The organism is Lysinibacillus sp. 1 U-2021 (assembly GCF_029916965.1).
Classification (GTDB): domain Bacteria; phylum Bacillota; class Bacilli; order Bacillales_A; family Planococcaceae; genus Lysinibacillus; species Lysinibacillus capsici.
Genome location: NZ_CP123966.1, coordinates 1,656,609 through 1,678,115, shown reverse-complemented (window position 1 = coordinate 1,678,115; position 21,507 = coordinate 1,656,609). Strand labels below are relative to the sequence as shown.

At 37.5% G+C, this 21,507-nt stretch carries 24 protein-coding genes; 7 read left to right on the top strand and 17 right to left on the bottom strand.

Going from position 1 to position 21,507, the window contains the following annotated elements; all coding sequences use genetic code 11:
* Window positions 1-47: 47 nt before the first annotated feature.
* The 8 genes from mraZ to QH639_RS08560 all read right to left on the bottom strand — a co-directional run bounded on the left by mraZ (window position 48) and on the right by QH639_RS08560 (window position 6,566).
* Window positions 48-479 carry a division/cell wall cluster transcriptional repressor MraZ gene (gene mraZ, locus QH639_RS08595; protein WP_048394670.1) on the bottom strand — a complete coding sequence of 144 codons (432 nt, stop codon included), beginning with the start codon at window positions 477-479 and terminating at the stop codon, window positions 48-50.
* A 253-nt stretch (window positions 480-732) separates the two neighbouring features.
* Window positions 733-2,349, bottom strand: a complete 1,617-nt coding sequence (gene bshC, locus QH639_RS08590) for a bacillithiol biosynthesis cysteine-adding enzyme BshC (RefSeq protein ID WP_131521631.1) — start codon at window positions 2,347-2,349, stop codon at window positions 733-735.
* 395 nt (window positions 2,350-2,744) lie between these two features.
* Window positions 2,745-3,140, bottom strand: a complete 396-nt coding sequence (locus QH639_RS08585; RefSeq protein ID WP_131521632.1) for a DUF3397 domain-containing protein — start codon at window positions 3,138-3,140, stop codon at window positions 2,745-2,747.
* Entirely contained in the window at window positions 3,137-4,039 is a 903-nt protein-coding gene (locus QH639_RS08580) for a ketopantoate reductase family protein (RefSeq protein ID WP_131521633.1), read from the bottom strand. The genes QH639_RS08585 and QH639_RS08580 overlap by 4 nt, the downstream gene beginning before the upstream one ends.
* 376 nt (window positions 4,040-4,415) lie before the next feature.
* Entirely contained in the window at window positions 4,416-4,793 is a 378-nt protein-coding gene (locus tag QH639_RS08575) for a transcriptional regulator (RefSeq protein ID WP_004224822.1), read from the bottom strand.
* Window positions 4,794-4,903: 110 nt separating this feature from the next.
* On the bottom strand, window positions 4,904-5,671 hold the full coding sequence (locus QH639_RS08570; RefSeq protein ID WP_016992547.1) for an enoyl-CoA hydratase/isomerase family protein: 768 nt from the start codon (window positions 5,669-5,671) through the stop codon (window positions 4,904-4,906).
* 163 nt (window positions 5,672-5,834) lie between these two features.
* On the bottom strand, window positions 5,835-6,008 hold the full coding sequence (gene rpmF / locus QH639_RS08565) for a 50S ribosomal protein L32 (protein WP_004224819.1): 174 nt from the start codon (window positions 6,006-6,008) through the stop codon (window positions 5,835-5,837).
* A gap of 24 nt (window positions 6,009-6,032) precedes the next feature.
* A complete protein-coding gene (locus QH639_RS08560) occupies window positions 6,033-6,566 on the bottom strand; it encodes a YceD family protein (protein ID WP_004224818.1) in 534 nt (177 codons plus the stop codon).
* A gap of 167 nt (window positions 6,567-6,733) precedes the next feature.
* Here QH639_RS08560 and QH639_RS08555 point away from each other — a divergent pair, with 167 nt between their 5' ends.
* Complete coding sequence (locus QH639_RS08555) at window positions 6,734-7,945, top strand: nucleotidyltransferase (protein ID WP_131521634.1); 1,212 nt, start codon at window positions 6,734-6,736, stop codon at window positions 7,943-7,945.
* A gap of 44 nt (window positions 7,946-7,989) precedes the next feature.
* Here the strand turns inward: QH639_RS08555 and QH639_RS08550 are convergent, their stop codons facing one another.
* Window positions 7,990-9,036, bottom strand: coding sequence for a SepM family pheromone-processing serine protease (locus QH639_RS08550; protein WP_131521635.1), 1,047 nt, complete (start codon window positions 9,034-9,036; stop codon window positions 7,990-7,992).
* Between the two features lie 118 nt (window positions 9,037-9,154).
* Between QH639_RS08550 and QH639_RS08545 the strand changes: the two genes are divergently transcribed.
* Window positions 9,155-10,054, top strand: coding sequence for a hypothetical protein (locus tag QH639_RS08545; RefSeq protein ID WP_227744967.1), 900 nt, complete (start codon window positions 9,155-9,157; stop codon window positions 10,052-10,054).
* 58 nt (window positions 10,055-10,112) lie between these two features.
* Here the strand turns inward: QH639_RS08545 and coaD are convergent, their stop codons facing one another.
* The 3 genes from coaD to QH639_RS08530 all read right to left on the bottom strand — a co-directional run bounded on the left by coaD (window position 10,113) and on the right by QH639_RS08530 (window position 12,665).
* The gene (gene coaD, locus QH639_RS08540) at window positions 10,113-10,604 is read right to left on the bottom strand and encodes a pantetheine-phosphate adenylyltransferase (protein ID WP_237899535.1); all 492 of its coding nucleotides are present in this window, start codon (window positions 10,602-10,604) and stop codon (window positions 10,113-10,115) included.
* Between the two features lies 1 nt (window position 10,605).
* Window positions 10,606-11,172, bottom strand: a complete 567-nt coding sequence (rsmD, locus tag QH639_RS08535; RefSeq protein ID WP_048394681.1) for a 16S rRNA (guanine(966)-N(2))-methyltransferase RsmD — start codon at window positions 11,170-11,172, stop codon at window positions 10,606-10,608.
* 71 nt (window positions 11,173-11,243) lie between these two features.
* Window positions 11,244-12,665 carry an RNA polymerase II gene (locus QH639_RS08530; protein WP_131521637.1) on the bottom strand — a complete coding sequence of 474 codons (1,422 nt, stop codon included), beginning with the start codon at window positions 12,663-12,665 and terminating at the stop codon, window positions 11,244-11,246.
* Window positions 12,666-12,721: 56 nt separating this feature from the next.
* Between QH639_RS08530 and QH639_RS08525 the strand changes: the two genes are divergently transcribed.
* Window positions 12,722-13,111: a DUF7147 family protein gene (locus QH639_RS08525; protein WP_036077099.1), complete on the top strand. Its 390-nt coding sequence runs from the start codon at window positions 12,722-12,724 to the stop codon at window positions 13,109-13,111.
* A gap of 2 nt (window positions 13,112-13,113) precedes the next feature.
* Here QH639_RS08525 and QH639_RS08520 read toward each other — a convergent pair whose 3' ends face one another.
* Window positions 13,114-13,386 (bottom strand): YlbG family protein, encoded by a 273-nt coding sequence (locus QH639_RS08520; RefSeq protein WP_004224806.1) that lies wholly within the window; start codon window positions 13,384-13,386, stop codon window positions 13,114-13,116.
* A 403-nt stretch (window positions 13,387-13,789) separates the two neighbouring features.
* Here QH639_RS08520 and QH639_RS08515 point away from each other — a divergent pair, with 403 nt between their 5' ends.
* Window positions 13,790-14,701 (top strand): glycerophosphodiester phosphodiesterase family protein, encoded by a 912-nt coding sequence (locus QH639_RS08515; protein ID WP_131521638.1) that lies wholly within the window; start codon window positions 13,790-13,792, stop codon window positions 14,699-14,701.
* A gap of 90 nt (window positions 14,702-14,791) precedes the next feature.
* Here QH639_RS08515 and QH639_RS08510 read toward each other — a convergent pair whose 3' ends face one another.
* Window positions 14,792-15,844: a tartrate dehydrogenase gene (locus QH639_RS08510; RefSeq protein ID WP_131521639.1), complete on the bottom strand. Its 1,053-nt coding sequence runs from the start codon at window positions 15,842-15,844 to the stop codon at window positions 14,792-14,794.
* A gap of 108 nt (window positions 15,845-15,952) precedes the next feature.
* On the bottom strand, window positions 15,953-16,399 hold the full coding sequence (locus QH639_RS08505) for a YlbF/YmcA family competence regulator (protein ID WP_004224800.1): 447 nt from the start codon (window positions 16,397-16,399) through the stop codon (window positions 15,953-15,955).
* Window positions 16,400-16,486: 87 nt separating this feature from the next.
* Here QH639_RS08505 and QH639_RS08500 point away from each other — a divergent pair, with 87 nt between their 5' ends.
* Window positions 16,487-16,987, top strand: a complete 501-nt coding sequence (locus QH639_RS08500) for a PaaI family thioesterase (protein WP_131521640.1) — start codon at window positions 16,487-16,489, stop codon at window positions 16,985-16,987.
* Here the strand turns inward: QH639_RS08500 and QH639_RS08495 are convergent.
* Both QH639_RS08495 and QH639_RS08490 read right to left on the bottom strand, forming a co-directional pair.
* Complete coding sequence (locus QH639_RS08495) at window positions 16,968-18,440, bottom strand: UDP-N-acetylmuramoyl-L-alanyl-D-glutamate--2,6-diaminopimelate ligase (protein WP_281115954.1); 1,473 nt, start codon at window positions 18,438-18,440, stop codon at window positions 16,968-16,970. The two genes, QH639_RS08500 and QH639_RS08495, sit on opposite strands and share 20 nt — an antisense overlap.
* A gap of 151 nt (window positions 18,441-18,591) precedes the next feature.
* Window positions 18,592-19,746, bottom strand: a complete 1,155-nt coding sequence (locus QH639_RS08490) for a CAP domain-containing protein (RefSeq protein ID WP_237899524.1) — start codon at window positions 19,744-19,746, stop codon at window positions 18,592-18,594.
* A 147-nt stretch (window positions 19,747-19,893) separates the two neighbouring features.
* Between QH639_RS08490 and QH639_RS08485 the strand changes: the two genes are divergently transcribed.
* Both QH639_RS08485 and ytvI read left to right on the top strand, forming a co-directional pair.
* Complete coding sequence (locus QH639_RS08485) at window positions 19,894-20,295, top strand: YugN family protein (protein ID WP_004224795.1); 402 nt, start codon at window positions 19,894-19,896, stop codon at window positions 20,293-20,295.
* Between the two features lie 145 nt (window positions 20,296-20,440).
* Entirely contained in the window at window positions 20,441-21,502 is a 1,062-nt protein-coding gene (gene ytvI, locus QH639_RS08480) for a sporulation integral membrane protein YtvI (protein WP_131521643.1), read from the top strand.
* Window positions 21,503-21,507: the final 5 nt, after the last annotated feature.

The following is a 21,507-nucleotide window of genomic DNA, read 5'->3' as shown; positions in this document are numbered from 1 at the left end:
CAGGCCTTAACCTCATTCAACTATCACGTTGTAATGCCTATTACAAGTTAAAAATCAAAGCCAATCATATTTTCTGCAATTTCATTAAAAGATTGTTCAGACTCACTAAAGTAAGCTTCCCAAGCATCCTTAGCCCAAATCTCGATTCGATTTGAAACACCCAACACCACACATTCTTTTACTAAATGCGCATGTTGCATAAGGGTAGTTGGGATATTGATACGCCCCTGCTTGTCTATCTCTACCTCTGTTGCTCCAGAAAAGAAAAACCTCGCAAATGCTCGTGTATCCTTTTTGGTCATTGGTAAACCTTTTAATTTCTCTTCGAGTTTTCGCCATTCATTCATAGGATAGCCAAATAGACAGTTATCGAGACCTCTTGTGACAACAAACGTTTCGCCTAAAGCTTCACGAAATTTTGCCGGTACGATTAATCGCCCTTTCGCATCAACGGAGTGTTGATATTCTCCCATGAACATACTACTCACCCCACTTTATTAAATAATGTACCACATCCCCCCACTTTCCTCCACTTTTTTTAAAAAAAACTTGACATTTTATCACTTAATATGCAATTAGACCTTTAGGAATTTTTTTGACATGTGCTAAATGATACAAAAAAAGAGCCACCCCTGGTAGGATAGCTCTTTAAATACTATTTATCTCGACATTATTCATCAAATTCACAGGATATCAAATTACTAATTAGGTAAAAAGTATCTATTTTTATTTTTATAAATAAAGTAAATAGTGGTGTTTACCGATACTATAATTTTGCTTCAGCATTTCAGTAATTAACATAGGTCCAAACTCATTGAAATATTGATACGGATTAAAGGATCTCTCTTGGAAACCATCATTAGGATATAATTCATTTTGCAGTGTCATAAATTTACGAATCGTCGTTTCATGCTTACCCAATACAGTTTGTTCAATTTTTTGCTGTAGATAGTCAAATTGCTTCGCATGATTTTCTTGATTTTTTTCAAGAATCTTATCTAATTGCAGATGCTGTTTCTCTAAATAGGAGGCTAGCTCTTCATATTTTTCTACTAACAACTGCTGCATAGCTTGAATTTGGCGTTTGGCTTCACTGTCCTGTACATCTGCAATAAAACGTTCTTTCAGGTGTAATGCTTTCCCTTCCCATACGTCAGTAACAGTTAGTTGATGCTCGCGTAATAATTGCTCTACATGACGAGTGACAATAGTTATATGTAGGCGCGGAGCAAAAATCGGCATTTGTAAATCTAACACTGAAAATGCATTTTTCAGTGTCGCCCAATAAGCTAGCTCTCCCGGGCCACCAACAAACGCCAATACTGGCAATGTCATCTCCTGCATCAACGGGCGAGTTACTACATTATTACTTAAACGTTCAGGATGATTATGCGCCACTTCTAATAGCTCTTCTTGTGTAAATTTAAGGTTTGCCGCTAAATTAACAAACAGATCATTTTTTCTTTCTAAAAGATGTCGCTCCCCATCTTCTACGTAAAATAAATTAGCGGCTTCATATGTTGCTAAAATAGGCTTACCATAGCCAGCACATTCAAGCTCTTGCTCCTTTTCCGTTACTACTCTAGCAATTTCTTCATTGGATTGAATGATTTGAGCAAAATATTTATGTTCAAATTGACGGAATTGAAAGTTGGCGGCATCGATTAATAATAAGCCTTCTTCTTTGAATAACTGATTCATTAGACAGGCAAAGAAATCTGTAAATGTTTCACTATTGTTCAATGCGTCAACTAATTGCTTAATCAACGTTTCTGTATACTCTGTTTCTCCAATATCACGAATAATTGTATTAATTAATTGCGTCATCGACTCTTTGTTTAGGGTTGTTGCAGAAGCCATCGTTTTACGTCTAGAGCGCTCTCCATAAGCTCTTTTTTTCAGCAATTCCCCATGGACCGTATAGGTGTGATTGATTTCTTCTAAGTCATGATCTTCTCCAGCTATCCAGAAAACAGGAATAACAGGCTGTTGAAGCTTCGTACTTTGCTCTTTCGCTAATGCAATAACTGAAATAGCTTTATGAACGGAGTAAAGAGGGCCTGTTAAGATACCTGCCTGTTGTCCACCAACTATTACCATAGCTCCTTGCTCTAGTTGTTCTAAATGTTCATTCGCTTTTTTTGATAACCCCAGCGGCTCCATAAATTGACGGATGATTGTAGTTAATTCTTTTTGATCACGGGAATTTCGCGCTAAATGCTCCGCTCTTTTCTCAAAAGCTTGATCATTGTATTCATACTCAAAAAATTGATGAATGGCAGTATTTGGCGACCAGTAATCTGCTAGTACATGATTTTTTATAGGTACTTGGATTGACTCCAGTTTCATTTAACATAAACTCCTCTACTCACTAAATCATTTCCTTACTCATAACAAGAAATTGAATTTCATTCATACTATGCACATAAGGCTTTCAATGTCGCCTTGACATTCAAATTGCTCAAAAAATCCGCGGCATCTATTAGCGGCTTTTAGGCAACAATGTTGCAGCAGACATTTCGATTTAAAAGCCATTGCTCTCCCTCGAGAAGGATTTTCTATACCTAACTTCGCTTTCGGTACAAAAAACATGTGCTGGTTCACATCCTCATGTCACTGAACTACGCTTCTAGTTACGAAGGTTTATGAATGCAATCAATATTCTCATCCCCATAGAATGATTTTTATAACTATTTTAATGCTATTATTTTAACGCTTAAAGCTTCAACATGAAAAGAAAATGCTTAGACAACCTGTAAATATTCCATAATGGATTGAATAACACCCACGATACATATCACTAGATAAGCTGTACTAAGTATTAAGAATAAAAAACGCCAAATTTTCTTTAATAACGGCTTTACTTCTATTTCCTTTTTAGTTCGCCAATCAATATATGTAAAAATCATAGCCATCATTATCGCGAGTATTACCAAAAGAGCCCCAACATTCACACGCCAAAGTACGCCGATGGCTAACGGAACAGAAAAAAACAAGCACAATGTCGTAACATCAGAGGCTGCTCCAAAAGCATGTGTGCCACGAATTTTAACTTTCCTGCCAACCAGATAAACAATTACGAAAAGAACAATTGGACAAAAAATAAGGATACTAATAACTATATGTAAAAGGTCTTTCAACTTCTTTCACCGCTCTCCTCTATTGCAAGCACTTGATGATATAAAGTACGCAAAGTAGGTAAATTATGACCGTTTGCTAAAGCTTTATTTAGTATGACACCAACAATTGTTTCGATTTCACTTTTTCTACCCTGCAGACGATCCGCTAGCATAGATGAAGTATTGTTGGCTGTTTTCCTACATAAGTCTATCACATCACTAAAAGATATGGTGTGTTCAATTTCTTCAAAAGCTTCTGTAAGCTCTCGATAAATATGTTCTAGCAGTAAAAATGCTTGTTGATTAGTCACTAACTCTCCGTTCTTTACTTGCAATACAGCTGTCAATGGATTAATTAAGCTATTAAGCACCGCTTTTGCAAAAAGCATTTGCTCTGCATTACTAGCCAATTCAATAGGAAATAAGGAATGTTGTAATTGTAGTAGCTGTTGAAAAGCCTGGTGTTCTCCTCGTTCTATCGCTATTTTACATAGTCCTACTCCTCTATGCTGAACCGTCGATTGGTTCATCAATTGAGCTCCAAAGGTCACTGAACCAAAGGCGATATTTTTTTGTGGCAAGAGTAGCGCCTCCTCCAAATGCGCTAAGCCGTTTTGCATAAAAAGCAACGGCATATCACTTGGAAATAAGGCTAATTGATTGTAGAGCTTTTGCAAATGTCCGTATTTAACAGCAATTACTAGTAAATCTTGCTTTGGTAGATTAGCCAAATCTGTAGTAGCAACAATCCTTTGCACAGTTTTAGTCCCATCAACGTTGATACGTGTTAACTTCTTGGCATTTAGTTCATTTACTTGTTCCTGCCTTCTGGCAACCAACGTTACTGGTACACCAGACTCCGCTAAAAAACTTGCTGTTAATTGACCAACTGCCCCTGCCCCAATTATCGCTACTTTCATTGTCTACACCCTTTCCATCTTTACTGATCATTGTTACCTCGGCGTCATTACATCCAGATTGTCCAAAAAACTCGAAACACTCTGTGATACTTTAGAGCAACACGATATTATTCACACCATTAAAGAGGTTGACGCACTTTTTGGCGTGCCTCCTATATCAGCAGACTTTAAAACAACCATATAATGCTTCACCTCCGAATAGCATACATTCATAAAACTATAAGAATAAGGTGCCTTAGAATACATCTAAGGCACCTTCTACGCAGGTTCTTTTATTATACAGGATAGACTGATTATTGACGATATACAGAAAGGGTTTTATGTCCATAAAAGAAAAGCAATGTAATTCATGTTCTACAGCCACGTAATCATAATTTTAATCTTTCATTAATGAATAACCTTGCTGAAGCCATTTCACTAGCTTCTCATGCTCATTTTGCAATTCACGATGCTTCATTTCAAGCGTTTGATAAGCCTCCGTTAATTCGTCAAAACTTGTCAACGCTAATTTCAAATGACTTCGCATAGATTGTTGGGGCTGATTTCGCACAGCTAATAGTGACTGACTATATTGACCACGCAATGTTTTATTCCAACGGAAACCACACGCTTGTTTTGTACGACCTAGTTCTATGGCCGCCATTTCAAAGGCCTCTAGCTGTGTTTTGCCATTTTGCACATTATGCAATACGATTTCTGCTAGTCTTTCATCATCTTCCTTTGTCCATTGATCTTTTCTTTTTTTCAATTCCATAATCTATCACCCTCGCATTTTTTACTACTATATGCAAAAGCAAGCAAAATAGAATCATTGCATGAAAAAAGACAGTGATGATGTTTTACTCACATCACTGTCTTTATACATTACTTATTATTCTTCTTTGTCAAGAAATTATTAACCGCTTGATGGTGCGCTTCGCTTTCCCACAACTTTGCACAGGTACGAACTTCTTCCATCACACGCTCATACATATTTCGTTCACGCCACTTTCGAAGCTCAATCTCCTTATAAGCTTTATGAACAGAAGGATGAATCTTTCGCATATGTTCAATAAAATCGTTCAAGGCATCTTCTTTTGAGCCTTCAAAAACACGCATAGCCCACCCTATCTCATATAATAATTGCGCAGGGTAAGGCTTCGCATCCACTAGCATCTTCATTGCACGATCATGACGCAAACCTCGTTCAAATAAATATGTACCACCACCCCAGCCACTTGTAATGGCTAGTGTCCCTTGAATAAATCCGCATTTCGCATGGCTAGCTACTAAACGAAAATCACAAGCTGTTGCAATCTCACAGCCCCCTCCAACAGCAGTACCATTTATAAGTGCTATAGTTGGTACAGGAAGCGTAGCAAGGTCGTATAATATTTTCCCCATTTTACTTAACATACCAAATGCCTCATCCTCTGTTTCCAATGAATGAAACTCAGATAAATCCCCTCCTGAGCAAAACGATTTATCGCCAGCACCAGTCACTACTAAGAAACGCACATCTTCATGCCCACGAATATATGTAATGACTTCTTGAAGACCGTTCATCACTTCATCATTGACAGCATTCCGTTTCTCTTCACGGTTAATGGTAAACGTCATAATGCCATCATGATTGTCAATCGTATAAGACATATCACTACCCCCTTTGTCGCAATGAATAAATTGTATCACACAATTATTTCACTATTGTAAAGAACTTCATAATCAACGAAATATTCCGTCTTTTTAAGCAAACAAAAAGGCTAGTAAAGAGCCATGGTCTCTCTACTAGCCTTTTAAGTGAGCAAACACTGTATTATTTGCTTACTACTTCTTTACCTTTGTATTGTCCGCAAGCTTTGCAAACACGGTGTGATAATTTAGCCTCACCACAGTTAGGGCAAGTTACCATACCAGGTACAGATAATTTGAAATGCGTACGACGCTTTCTTTTTGCAGTTTTAGAAGTTCTTCTAAATGGTACAGCCATTGATGGCACCTCCTTACAGATCGTCTATTCGTCTGTTTGATCAAAATACTTAGCTAGAGCAGCTAGTCTTGGATCCACTTTTTGTTCGTCAGCTTTTTTGTGTAGCTCTACGTCTTCATCTGTTGCATAAGACCAATTTTTACCACCATGCACTTGTCCTTCAGAATCTTCCTTGAACACTTGCATTGGTACCTCAAGCAAAACTAATTCCTCAAGAACCGGTTTCATGTCGATGACTTCACCGTCAATATAGTGAATGTCTCCGTCATCGTCTCCTCGTTTATCTTCGTCAATCCAGCTAAAAATTTCAACTGTCTCAACTTCAATTGGAAACTCAACATCCTCCCATGTGCGAGCACATGGTAGTGTTAACGTTGCTGTCACAGTTAACTGACATGTCATTTGCGATGCACCAAAAGTACATAGCCCTTTTACATGAACGGGCGAAATTGCTCGAATATCCTGGTTTCGCTCCATCACTTCGTCCAGCTGGACAAAGGCATCGATTGGCATCCCGTTTTGGCGGTATTTAGATAATTGATGAATTGACCATTTCATTCGTTTAATCACCTCGAGACAACACTGTTGATTATATAATGTGTAAAAATAGATGTCAAGATAATTTCTTGTCACCACTTTAAAACCCACCTATAATTATATACTATGAGAAGTGTATTTACTCCTAACAGTTTAAAATAAAGACACAAATTATAAGGGGGAGAAGCATGCAAGCAGTTGGAATTGTTGTAGAATATAATCCTTTTCACAACGGACATGCTTATCATTTAGAACAGGCTAAAAAAGCAGCACAGGCAGATCTCGTAATCGCTGTTATGAGCGGCACATTTTTACAACGTGGAGAACCTGCCATGGTAGATAAATGGACACGTACTAAAATGGCGCTTTCTGGCGGTGTAGATATTGTTATTGAACTGCCTTATGTCTATAGTACAGCACCTGCCACAGATTTCGCAAAAGGAGCCATTTCCTTATTAAGTGCTGTTGGTTGCAACTCTTTTGCCTTTGGAAGTGAAGACGGCTCTATTCAGCCCTTTCTAAACACTTTTGAGCTGATTGACAGCCACCGTACAGAATATGACCAGTTCATTAAAGACAGCCTTAAAACAGGTGCCAGCTACCCAAAAAGCCTACATTACGCCTATGAACAGCTTTCTCAGATGTACCCTGCTCCATACATCGATCTTGCACAACCAAATAATATATTGGGCTTTCATTATCTTGAAGCAGCGAGGACACTTAACAGCAACATTAAACCACTAACAATTCCTCGCGTTGCAGCAGGATATCATGATGCTTTAAAGGAAGATGCATCAATCGCCAGTGCCACTGGCATACGTAAAGCCCTTGCCTCTACAAATTCTTTACAAAGTGTACAAAATGTTGTTCCTACTGCTACTTTTGAATATTTAACTGACTGGCATACAAAGTATAACCAATTTGCAAGCTGGGAAACATTTTGGCCGTTATTACAGTTCACCATTGTAAGACATACTCCTTCAGAGCTTACTCGTTATGCAGAAGTAACTGAGGGCATAGAAAACGCAATTGTCAAAGCTGCCAAAACCAGTTCTACATTTTATAGCTTTATGGAAAAAATAAAATCTAAGCGTTATACCTGGACCCGCCTTCAACGGATGATAACACATATTTATACAGGGTTTACCAAACAGCAGCTTCAAAGTTTTAACGCGCCATCCTTTATTCGGCTATTGGGTATGAGTTCGATGGGACAAGCTTATTTAGGACAGCAAAAAAAGAATATAGAATTACCCTTAATCAGTCGAGTTGCAGCTACCAATGATGCGATGTTAGCTATCGATATACATGCAGCAGAGCTTTATAATTTAAGTATCGAGCAAGGAACAAAGAATCTTACGCTGCCGAAGGATTATCAAACACCACCTATTCGTTGCTAAAGGCATCAAAAGGGATGCTAAGGTCCTCTTAGCATCCCTTTATATTATTTTGGTTGAAGTTGCTTTAAATAATTGATAGCATCGTCAACGCTCTTCACTGGAACGATTTTCATTTTTGTTTTAATCTCTTTTGCCGTTTTGACAGCCGTTGCATAATTCGATTCTAGCTCTGGATACTTCGCCTTCATTTCTCGAGAGATTTCATCATCTGGTGCAAAGAAGATTTCCATGCCGTCACGATCAGCGGCAATAACCTTATAGTCTATTCCACCAATCCTGCCAACGGATCCATCTATTAGCATTTCACCTGTACCAGCAATTGCATAGCCTTTTGTTAAATCTTCATCAAGCAATTGGTCTAATATTTCAAGTGTAAACATCAGTCCAGCAGAAGGTCCACCGATATCCTCTGTTTTCATCGTTACCTTCGGATTAGTTTCAATCGATTTGCTTTCAGTATAGGAAATACCTAAACCCGCTCTATGTTCTTGGGCGTTAGGAATTTCCTGTAGTGTAATAGTCTCCTGATGTTGTTCTTCATTACGTATAAATTGAATGGTTACCTTATCGCCAAGCTGCTTAGGTTTTAATAGATCCACAAGCATTTGCTGGCTAGTTATTTTTTGACCATCAACCTCAACAATTTCATCTCCAGCTTTTAAAATACCGTCCGAAGCTCCTCCGTCTAAAACGTTTAATATAAATACACCATTAAAAAGAACCTTTGTCTCTAGCCCTGCTCTTTGAAAGGCTACATATTTGGCATTAAATTGTGAATCGGACATTAACTTTAACTGTCGAATATTATATTCCTCATCATCCTCTAAAGGATTTCGTACTTGTTCAATATCCATTAGCTTTTGATATTTTTGAACTTTTGCCCACAAATACGAAAATGGTGTGGCTTGCTGCATAGCAACTGTCATTAAACTTAAAGACCCCTTACTATCTGCCTCTTTACTATCCACAGTAACAAATTTACTGACATCGTAGGCACTTCCAGGTTTCATAATATACGCGTCTAGTCGGTATAACATCATACAACAAATCACGACTATTAACACTGCATAAATACCAATTTTTTTCTTCACTTGAAAACACCTCCTAGGACGCTTGCAAAACCATACGTTCATGTTTTTGCCTTTCTCACATATATTGATTTTAGCATTTGCCTATGTGAATGACAAAAAGTTGAAACGAGATGATAACATGTTTGCTACAATTCAAATAGTGCTCTGCGTAATTCTAATTCTCTTACTCTTGTTATTCCCACAAACTGCTCACAGTGGTACTGATTTAGGCGTAAATCTTTTCATGGAAGCACTTTTTCCGTACTTATTGCCGTATCTTGTGTTAACACAATGGCTTCTGCGTTTAACAGCCCCTATGCGTACCAAAACAAAAAGGGCTTCTTTATACGTACAAGCCTACATTATTAGTGCCCTTGGAGGCTATCCAACTGGCGCAACTACTATTGTTTATTTGAAAAATAGTGGTCAATTACACCCTAAAGAGGCAAATTTCTTGCTAGCTGTTTGTCATGCACCCAGTCCACTTTTTGTATTAGGTTTTGTAAGCCTTGATTTATTACACAGTAATACGTTTGGATGGTTGTTTTTATGTTTACTACATACGTTTAATATTTGTTGCCTAGTAACTGGCTACTTTTTCTTTCGCAAAACTGATTCACCTAATATCTCCGTACACAACACACCACTCTATAGTGCTCCATTTTCGGAAAGTATTAAAGAAACTGCCCCAACCATTCTGCTAGTTGGTACAACCATCATCTTTTTCACAACGATTCAAACCATTGTACAACAAGGCTTAGATCAGCTTATACCAAAGCTTCCCTATACGATTGAGCTTTCCATAGCAGCTGTTCTGGAGGTAACGAACGGTCTTAAAATGACAGTTACAGCATTTCCAGATCTTCCGTATATCCATTTACTTGTTGTGATTTTGTTAACGATGCAAAGTATAAGTATTCACTTACAAATTTTTGTTATCGCCAAATCTGCAAAACTTTCTGTACGACCTTATATTAAATTCCGCCTCCTTAGCATAATCATTGTACCCACTATTTATGCTCTGTTTTTTCTAAAATAACAATCGCTCTAAATATCAAAAAGAGGATGTCATCGATCTTTTGACATCCTCTGCATCCTTAATGTGTAAAACCATATTTTTCTTTTAAAGCCTTTACGACACATGTAGGGACTAGCTCGTTAACATCACTACCATATTTCGCAACCTCTTTTACTATACTAGAACTTAGGAACGAATATTGATTTTTCGTCATGATGAAAAATGTTTCGATTGTTTCATCTAGGAAACGGTTCATGGATGTAATTTGCATCTCATATTCAAAATCCGAAACTGCTCGTAAACCACGAACAATCGCCCTCGCCTTTTTTTCCTTAGCATAATCAATCAATAAGCCTGAAGAACTCTCTATACGAACATTAGGTAAGGTTTTTGTCACTTCAGCCATCAAAGCCATACGTTCTTCTACAGAAAACAAAGGATTCTTTGCTGAATTGTTTAATACTGCTACATATACGATATCAAACACATCAGCCGCACGTTTAATTATATCTAAATGGCCGAATGTTACAGGGTCAAAACTTCCAGGAACTACAGCAATTTTTTCAGACAACTTATTCTCCCTCTTCCTCTGTACAGCGATAAACAGAAATAATTGTTCCGCCATAGGTTTCTTGTCTTGTTAAAACAAACTCCCCAAAATTTTGAGGTAATCCTATCTCTTTTGCATGTTCACATAAAATAATACCATCTTGTTGTATTTTACGGTTATCGACCAAAATCTGTACGAGGTCATAATACTCCTGCTGATGGTAAGGTGGATCTAAAAAAACGAGTTTAAATGTAATATCACGCTTTAATAGCGCTTTCACAGCGCGCTTTGCATCTATACGAAAAAGCTCTGTATATTCTTCATAACGGCATTTTTTTATATTTTCTTGTAGCACCTGGAATGCTTTTGGATCTTTCTCAATAAAAATAGCACGTTCTGCTCCTCTACTTAATGATTCAATCCCCAAGCCGCCGCTTCCAGCAAACAGATCTAGCGCCAAACCTCCATCAAAAAATGGCCCAATTATATTAAAAATGGATTCCTTTACTTTGTCAGTTGTAGGCCTTGTCGTATTTCCTGCTATTGCTTTTAGCGGCATTCCTTTGCGCTCTCCTGCTACAACTCTCATATCAGCATCTCACCGTACTTTCGTCTATATAAAGTATTTTGCAGCGAAAGGTTGGCCCTCCGCTGCAAAAGTTATTGTTGCTCTTGTTTTAATATTTGAATGCGTTCTTCCTTTTTTTGTAGTTCCACTAGGAATAATCGCTGTAACCAAGCTTCTTCTACATAATAATGATCAGCTATCTTTATGATTGGTTCAGAGATTGATGAATACCTACGCTGGTTGAATACATAAAATCCAGGCTCTTTAGGGAAGCGGAATGTACGATGCTCGCTATTTACATAATAGCCATTCTTTCCTTCCTCAGCTGAGTAGCCAAGGTAAGGCAATAATGTATCTGCCGTATACAACACCTGTCCCTCATAGAGAATTACATGAACATCTTCCTTCAATGTATCATCCACATAGACATCACGTGCATCCTCAAATAAAAGTGGATAGGTTCCATTTTGCTGAGCTGCATTTAATGCAAAATAAGATGTCTTGGCATCTAATACCTGTGATAAGTACTTGTCCATTGTATCAGGTGAAATCGTTTCATCTCCAAGCTTTTTTAATGTTTCCTGCCAAGCTTGTTGTTGAGTATCCGTCATGTAATTATTTAATGTCTTGATGATTTTCTTTGTTTTTTCTCCACCAATGGGATCGCTTATTAAATAGGATGCCACAACCTCAGACAACCATTCTGGGGAATCTACAAAATTATATTGTGATTTAATTTGTGATAAAATCACTTCTTGCTCTACAGCTTGTTCAGTAAGTGTTGGTAAAAATAACAATCTTTCGTCATGAACTGCTACTGGACTTTTTTCTTGAATAATTGCAATATGCTCATCACTTAGAAGCTGTAAATTTTCTAATGACTTTAGAAAATCATGAGGGACTTTTTGCTGGGCATAAATTGATAACACAGGTGTCTGTTCTTGCGCTTTAAGCTCCCCGGCTTGCCAATATAAATCTTGAATAGTACCGTTTCCTCTAAACATTGTGTAATTGACAAGTACAAGTTGTTGTTGACCTACTAGGGGCAAACCTGTAACCCATTGTCCTTTCACCTTACTGTCTGTAGAAATTGAAACAATTGAATACGATGCTTCACCATTTATTAGTGTAGCAAAAACATTTTGAAGGAGCATCTTATTTTTTAAGCCACCCTCAATTGGAATTATGTATGATACAGATTGTGATTTTGTCTCCCCTTTTGCAAAGTAAGAAACTTCATCTGATAAACGATCACAGCTTTTTTCATTTTCAATAAAGCAACTCGCGTTTGTTGCTTTTTCAGGCCATTTAATTTTCACCTTTTGATTTGGTAGGTTTTTAAAATGTTGTCGAATATCTAAGCTATTTTCGCGATAGACAATTTCTATTTCCTGAGAATAATGAAAATCCCCTATGCCTGTTTCTAAATCAGATGAATAAGCATGGTATTGAAAAAATACCGTTCCTGTAATGATTAGTGCTAAAATAGAAAAAAAGCTTAATGCAAATTTCATGTGCTTGACCTCCCGCAGCATGATACTATGAGTAGTGGAAAGGATGTGCAATTATTATGCCACAACAATTTATAGAATTAGGTGAAGGCTATGGTGATGTTTACGAGCTACTCGAAATTATTAAAACCAACCAGGAACGTTTTCATCAAGCCTTTTTACTAACATCTACAAAAGAAGACAAGAAGGTGATTTCTTTAGCTGTCGCTCTTAAACCAGTCGGCGAAAGTAAGTTCATGCCTATTTATATTTGTCGAGAGGGCATCCCATACAATGAAGAACAGCCAACACAGCGACAAAAAATGTTTGAAGCACAAATAGAACAACTCGGTCGAAAAGCAGTAGTTGTAGAAATAAAGCACTCATCTATATTTTCGGAATCAAAACTATTTTATCAATACTTAATAGGTATATTAAGACTAAATAACTATATACCCGCATTAACATAAGTTTATAGACCTACTTTATAGTCATATTCCTTTGCTTTATCTGGTTTTGCATTTTCATATTCAGTTTTTACAAAAGGACGATAAGACGCCACAACGTCTTTCACAAATGGAAGGCGTTGTAGTTTTGTTGTCATCATGTCAATATCCTCACGATCGCAGTAAAGCACTACGTATTTTTGCCTTCTAGAAATATAAAGAACATGACCATATTTCCGAAGTGACTTCGCATGTTTTAATTGATGGACGTAAACGATTAGCCCTTGTCGTTCGTTCATAGTGGATTCCCTCATTTCTTACATAAAAGAATACCATAGACCAGAAAATGATAGCAACAGAGTTTAGCTGACAGAACGCTCAATTTTCCGTTATAATGGAAAAGCATACGACGTTGAACATCGTGAAGATGAATCAGTTGTTTTAATTAAATTCAATTGTAGCATCATTACAGGAACAGAAGAATGCTGAAAGATGATCATGCCTCAAATGAACACTTTACAAGACATTTGCACCTCCATAATGATTGTTTTTCAATATGATGGAAAAAATCGGCATAAAAAAAATCATCATTCACTTATACTAGTAACTAATTTTAATAGTAGACCCTGTATTTACTACTATTGATTAAACAATGAATTCACTATTACTTTTTATATGAGATAATTGTTAAGGAGGACGAATATGGGTAAGAAAACAAAAATTGCGCTTGCAATTGCAGCAGCAAGTGCAGCAGCTTGGGCAGGCAGTAAAGCTATTTCAAAACCACAGCAACGTGAAGGTAAACAAGCATTACAATTCGAACGCCCCATAATTCTTGCACATCGTGGCGGAGCTCTTTTAGCACCAGAACATACAATGGTCGCATTTGAAAAAGCTGCACAGCTAGGTGTTGATGGCTTTGAAATCGACATTCGCCTAACGAAAGATGAGGAAATTATTGTTTTCCATGACGAGACAGTTGAACGTACAACGGATGGCTATGGGCTCGTTGCAGATATGACGTTGGCAGAAATCAATGCCTTAAATCATGGCTACCAATTTGAAGATTTAGAAGGAAATTTCCCATATCGAGAGGAAAAATTAGATGTCGTAACTTTACGTGAGTTGCTTGAAACCTATCCAAACATGTTAATCAACATTGATATCAAAGATGCTCCAGATACTTACGAAGGGAGTCTCATGCCTTCTAAACTTTGGCGCTTAATTGAAGAACTACAAGCTGAACAACGTGTTGTTGTGACAAGCTTTTATGGTGAGCAAATAGATCGTTTTAATTTATATGCTCAAAATCAAGTAGCACTTGGTGCAGGTGAATCAGATGTCAGAAAAGCATTTGCTTCCTTCTCAAGTCAGTTTGGACATTTATATCACCCTAAAGTGGATGTTTTTCAAATTCCTCCAAGGTCAGGGGTTATTGCATTAGATTCTCCTAAATTTATTCAGTTTTTAAACAACCTCAATATACCTGTCCACTATTGGACAATCAATGACATAGATACGATGAAAAAATTACTCAATAATGGGGCAAAGGGTATTATTACCGATCGTCCGGATACAGCTGTTGAGTTATTAGAAGTTCAAGAGTCTAAATAAGACAAGGTATGAAAGGGAAGCACACTGAACTGATGTGCTTCCCTTTCATGTAAATGTTAGACCCATTATTACTTCCCATTACAGTAATACTTATGTTAAATAATCTATAATTGCATCCGATACTTCTTGTAATGTGGCAGCCCCACCCAAATCAGGCGTTTTTATACCCCGCGCTAATGTTTGCTCTATAGCATTTAATATCCTTGTTCCCACATCTTGATAACCAAGGAAATCGAGCATCATCTTACCTGTCCAAATTTGTCCAATAGGATTGGCAATTCCTTGACCAGCTATATCTGGTGCAGAACCATGGACAGGCTCAAACATTGATGGATATAGCCCTTCAATGTTTAAATTTGCAGCAGGTGCAATACCTATGCTTCCCATAATGGCACCTCCTAGATCTGTCAAAATATCCCCAAATAGATTGGATGCTACAATAACATCAAAATTTTCTGGCTTCATCACTAAAAATGCCGCTAGTGCATCAATATGATTAGAGGCTTGACCTACCTCTTCATACTCTTTTCCTACTTGATTAAACACTTCATCCCAAAAAGGCATGCTATATGTAATCCCATTTGATTTGGTAGCACTTGTTACATGTCCATTACGTGTTTTGGCTAGTTCAAATGCATAGCGCATCGCGCGTTCTGTACCCTTTCTTGTAAAAACAGCATTTTGGATTGCCACCTCATCTTGACCACTATGTATCCTTCCTCCGCTTTCAGCATACTCCCCTTCAGAATTTTCCCTGACAACTATAAAATCAAAATCATTTGGTTGTCGTAAAGGTGATGGTAACCCTTGAAGTAGCTTTGCAGGTCGTACATTAATAGATTGCTGTAGCTCACGTCGAATTTTAATGAGCAGGCCCCATAATGATACATGATCCGGAACCAAGTTAGGCATTCCGACTGCACCTAAAAATATTTGATCATACTGTTTTAACAGCTCAATACCATTATCAGGCATCATTTTCCCTGTCTCTAAATAGTATTCACAGCCCCATGGAAAAGTTGTCCATTCAAATTGAAAGCGTCCATCTAACAACGCTGCCTGGTCAAGAACTTTTATTGCAGCTGGCACAACCTCTTTGCCTATTCCATCTCCAGGTATTACAGCAATTCGATAAGTTTTCATTAATGCTTCCTCCTTCAATTTAATTATTAAAAAAGACTGTAAACTAACTCAGTTGTTGCCTTCGAGTTGTCTACAGTCTAGAAGAGATATGTTATATACACATCCTATTTACGCTGAGCAAGAGCATGACCCGCCCGAGCCACATCCACCTCCGCAAGATGAACCAGATGCAAAGAATGGATTACTAACAGGAACTTTTACCGCTTCAGAGACCGTTTTTCCTATTAATAGGCTAATCTCATCCAATAAATCCTGAAAATCGTTTTCAGCAATTTTCAAGGCTGAAACTTTCTCATTTAAGTCAAGTGCCCTTTTCTGTTGGCGAATCGACTTCATAATTGTATGGTAGTCCGGATGATATTTTCCGAAACGTTGTACATCTTCGTACTGCTCTTTCATGCGATTAAATGCATATATAGCCTCTACAATTTGTGCATCACTATATACAGCTTCATACGCTTGTTGTAGCGCCATCGCAGGTTCTGAGGAAAGAATCATCTCACAAAGCGCTTCCGCCTCATCCAAAATGATTACCCAGTCAGAGGTCATCATCATCTTTAATTCCCCCAATCTCTTTCCCATCATAACAGATTTTATGGTAATTTTACATTAATGATAATTTTAATGAAAGAGGTTTTCCAAATGATGACAACATCTAAAGAGCAGGTTGAACAGTTAGTGGCTGAGATTTTACAAGACAGTACCGAGGAAGATGAAGAAGTTTTATTACATCTTTTAAATGGCCTACGGGAGAAACAGCAAGGCATTCACCGTCGTTATATTAATGCTACTTTACATATGGTAGGTAAATTTGAGGCTGAGGTCAGTGAGGTCCGTATCCCTATTACACCGGTCATCCACAATACGATAAAGGTGCCGCACGGAGGTATTGTTGCAACGATTGCTGATGCCGCTATGGGAGGGCTTGCTTCGCGCTCTGTACCCGAGGGCTATAATGTAGTTACTACGAATATGAATGTATCGTATATTGCTACCACTACAAATAAAGAATTGATTGCACGTGGTCGCTTTGTTCATAAGGGACGCCAAACGCTAGTCATGGAATGTGATATTGAAGATGAGACTGGTCGCAGGCTTGCCATTGCTACAGGATCGTTCTTCGTTATTCAGCGTCGTCCGTAATTAAACTCGCAAAATAGTCTTTAATACATTGTTGATCGGAAAAAGGGAACTTTTGATTTTTAATTTGCTGTGTTTGTTCATGCCCTTTTCCGGCAACAAGGACAATGTCACCCTTTTCTGCCTTTGCTAATGCTTGATGGATAGCAAGTTTGCGATCTAAATAAATTTCATAATATTGTTGCTCTGTAAAACCAGCAATAATACTTTCATTAATCACAATAGGATCTTCATCACGTGGATTATCTGTTGTTAAATAAATAACATCAGCGTATTTACTTGCTACTGCCCCCATTGCAAAGCGTTTCGCCTTATCACGATTTCCTCCACAACTGAAGACAAGGTAAATTGTTTTAGAGCGATCAAAGGTTTGCAATACCGCTTGTAAAGCTTCTGCTGTATGGGCATAATCTACATAAACATCAATTCCTAATGGATTTTCAATTTTCTCTAGCCTGCCCTCTGGTAGCCTTAATGACCACATATGTCTAACTATATCTTCCATAGGGACACCTAAGCGCCATACAGCCATTAAGGAGGCAACAGCATTTTGCACATGGTATTTACCGACAAAAGGAATTTCTACAATATGCTCACTCGCGGAAGTCTGTAAACATAGTACGGTTTTACCAACTGATTCACTGACGATTTGGATATGTAAATCATTGTGATTATCAAAACCAAATGAGCAAGATTTTTTCTTATCATAAATGCCAACAGAACGGCAAAAATTATCATCTCCATTTAATACTAGCTTTTTTGATAAATCCGCTAAACGTTTCTTGGCACGTTTATAAGCTTCCAACCCTCCATGATCTTCTAAATGATCTTCTGATAAATTTAAAAATACACCACAGTCAATGTCACAATGATCGAGCCTATGCTGCTGCAACCCCATTGAAGAAGCTTCTAATACAACATGGGTCACACCTTTTCGCACACATTGCTTAAGAATGGGCTGTAATTCTTTAGCTTGCAATGTTGTTAATTGCTCATAAGCCGTTTGTTGTTTCTCACCATTGATGAAAAAGCCAACCGTTCCAATAACTGCTGCATGTTTATGTAGTGCATTTAGAAGCTGACTAACAAAATGGCTCACTGTCGTCTTTCCATTTGTACCTGTAATGGCGATAACAGTTAAAGCTTCTGCTGGAAAAGCAGCAAGCTTCGCACTTGCATACGATAAAAATAATGCTGTATTTGGAACCCATACAAAAGGAATTTCTTTATCTATAATTGGCAAAGAGATACTTTCTTCTGAAACGATGGCAGCAGCTCCACGTGCCAATGCCTCTTTGACAAACCGACTTCCCGATGTTTTTTTACCTTTTCGCACAATAAATATATCACCAGGTTGTACCGCCTGCGCATAGTCCTCTACACCAGTAATTTCTGTCCGTATAGATCCTCCCGTCACGCTACATGGCCAGTCTTTTAATAACTCTGCTAATTGCAAACCTCATTCCCCCTTTCAGTTCTCTATCATATGACGGCGTTTGTAACGGTGTGACGAAAAATGTAGAAGCCTAAAAGAAGGAGAAACTCCACATAAAAAATGAAGACAAGCCCGTTTGTTGAAAGCTTGTCTTCATCTGAATATTCTTCTGTTATGGTAAGGTTTGATTTGATTTATCTGTAGATTCTTCGCTATCTTGTTTTTCATTTTTCGTCTCTTCATTATCTTGCTCTTCTCTACCCACTCCTTGTGTAGTAGGTTCAAGATATATTTGCGTATAATAATCTACAAAGGCGCCAGAACCAACGCGGGTATATCGATCATTCAAAAGAACTTTTCTGTGTTCAGGAGAATTTGTCCAGCCATGCATGGCTTCAATCGCATCAAAATAGGCAGTTGCCAGGTTTTCGTTCGCTTCACTATACTCGATTTTTTGCGTCTGTAATCGTTTTTTTAGATCGCCATAGGTTGGAGATTCATGCGCTAAAAAATTTTGCACCTTCATGTCCTCACTATGCATTCTTGCTGCTTCCTCCAATGATTCATCCATTTCTAAAGGAAGTAAATCATGATGGACTCTTGTTACATTTAGCAAATCATCTAATTGTTTAGCGCTAGCCACATCAATTTCTTGCTGTAAGAAAGAGGAAGGAGGAGTACGTCTAACAAGCTCCCCTTGATAGCTCATTTCATATGGCTGATGAAGGACAAGTGTTTCACTATCTGTATATCGTATCCCCTGCAACTCACTTGTTTCCCGATCTATGTAAAGCTGTGCGTAAAGACCATCAAATTTGATAAGTAGCCTTGTTTGCATATCTTCTTCACTCATGGAGAAAATGAAAATATTTTCGCCTACAGTGGCGGCTACCTCATAATCAATGATTGTCATTCTGTATATTTCATCACGTTTTTGGCCCACTTTAAAAGGAAATGCATCAATTTCTTGTCCTGCTATGTAAATTTGTGTCACAATATTATTATCAATACCAATCATAAAAAAAGTTGAAACATCTTCATTATAGACCCACCATTGATAACCAAATGAAGACGGCTCCTTTCTTGCAGGCTCCCCATATCGTTCTAAAACAGCTTGTGTGCCTTTTCCTATCAATGTGGATATACCCGTTTGTGGACGCGTCATTGCTCCTATTGCAGATTCCTGCTTTAGCTGTGTTTGAGGTATGATATTCGAATTGGTATTTGGGCCTTCTAGTGGCTCATTTTCCTTAGGGGTATTAAAAAACATAAAGCCAATTAATGCAACTGCACCACAAACCATTAAAATGCGGAATAAAGCTTTCATAGAGGACTCCTTTTCATCACCATTATTGTAAGTTATTATATCAATTGTAATTGGGTTGACACAATGTTGTCATTGCAACAATGTCGAATATGCTCTATTATAAAAATGAGCGTATACTTTGTACGAGAACCTAAAGGAGGACTATACATGTATTTTGAAAATACTAACCTTGAAAATTTAACAGCTGATCAAGAGCTACTTGTCAGCATTATGAAAAAGCATGGTTTAGAATGTGATGGCGGCTGGGATTACGAGCGTATGACATTCGATAAACGATTCGATACTCGTGAAGGTCGTTATTACCTACGCGTATTCGCATATGCTATTTCTGGTGACGTAGGTGCACACGATGCCATCCTTACATTAATGAAACCAGTCCTTGGTAAATACTATTATCCACATGGTGTTGAATATGGCGATGACGAGGTTTATCCAGCACACCTTGTAAAAAAATGTGAAGAAATCTTAAAAAAGGTTAAATTAGAGTTAGATCAATTCTCAATCGAGCCTACAAATAAAAATAACTTTGAACCTGTTAACGCACGCTAATCTTTCGTACATTGAAGTGACTGCAAGAAAGCGTAAATAGCTTCATGGTTGTAAAAAGACTGGTGGTCCAGTCTTTTTTATTTTGAGTAAAAAATATTTTTTTTCTCATACTACCTATATCTATTACAAGATGTAGGTGAGAAAAATGTTATCATTTTTTAATCGTCCTTTTTTTCGTCATCCCATTATTGTTATCGCAATGGGTATACTGATCCTTTGGTCCATCTCCATATCATTACCAATTTTACTTGCCTACTTAACCGCGTTATTGTTAGAACCAATCATCGTTCGAATGAGTAAACGGTTTAGAAAAAAACGAAAAATCGTTGTCTTCTTCTTTTTTTTGTTTTTTCTAAGTATATCTTTATTATTATGTACACTTATCCTCTATATAAGCTGGAAACAATTTTCATCCTTTATTATTGATATACCTGATTATCTCAATCAATTGTCCGCACTATGGATTCAAATGCAATCTAAGCTCAGCAATTACACCTATCATTTACCTGTAGAGCTAGTTTCACAAATTCAATTTATGATTGCAAAAGCATTAGCATCCATCGAAAAATTTTCTTTATCCTTAACGAACGTCAATGTTTGGTCAACTTTACTGACATATATTCCCACACGTCTTTTTGATATATTTGTCTATTGGATTGTGTTGTATATGTTGCTTTTAGAATTACCAACAATTAATCGTAAATTATTATCGCCCGTTCCTTTTCACTACCATCAAAAAATTATCTTTATTGGCCAACGTGTTAAGCTAGCCTTATTTGGATTTCTGAAAGCTCAATTACTTGTAGGGATAGGGATCTTTGCTATATCATTCGCTGCATTTTATTTTTTAAAAACACCATTTCCTATACTGTTAGCACTTTTACTTGTTGTTTTAGACTTTATCCCTTTTCTTGATTCATTTATTTTATTAGTCCCATGGGCAGTCTATCAGGTCTTTGCTGGCGATTATTTATATGCGGCTGTCTTAATTTTACTAACCATTGGACAATTTCTAGTCCGACGAATGATTGAGCCAAAAATTATTGGCGATAAAATTGGACTTTCTTCCTTGAATACCTTTATTGCCATGTTTATTGGTTTTAAAATCTTTGGATTTATTGGAATATTAATTGGTCCATTACTGGTTGTCGTAGTGCTTTCACTATTCCAACCAACGATAAAAAATCTCCCTCCTGCACAGAAATAAGGAGG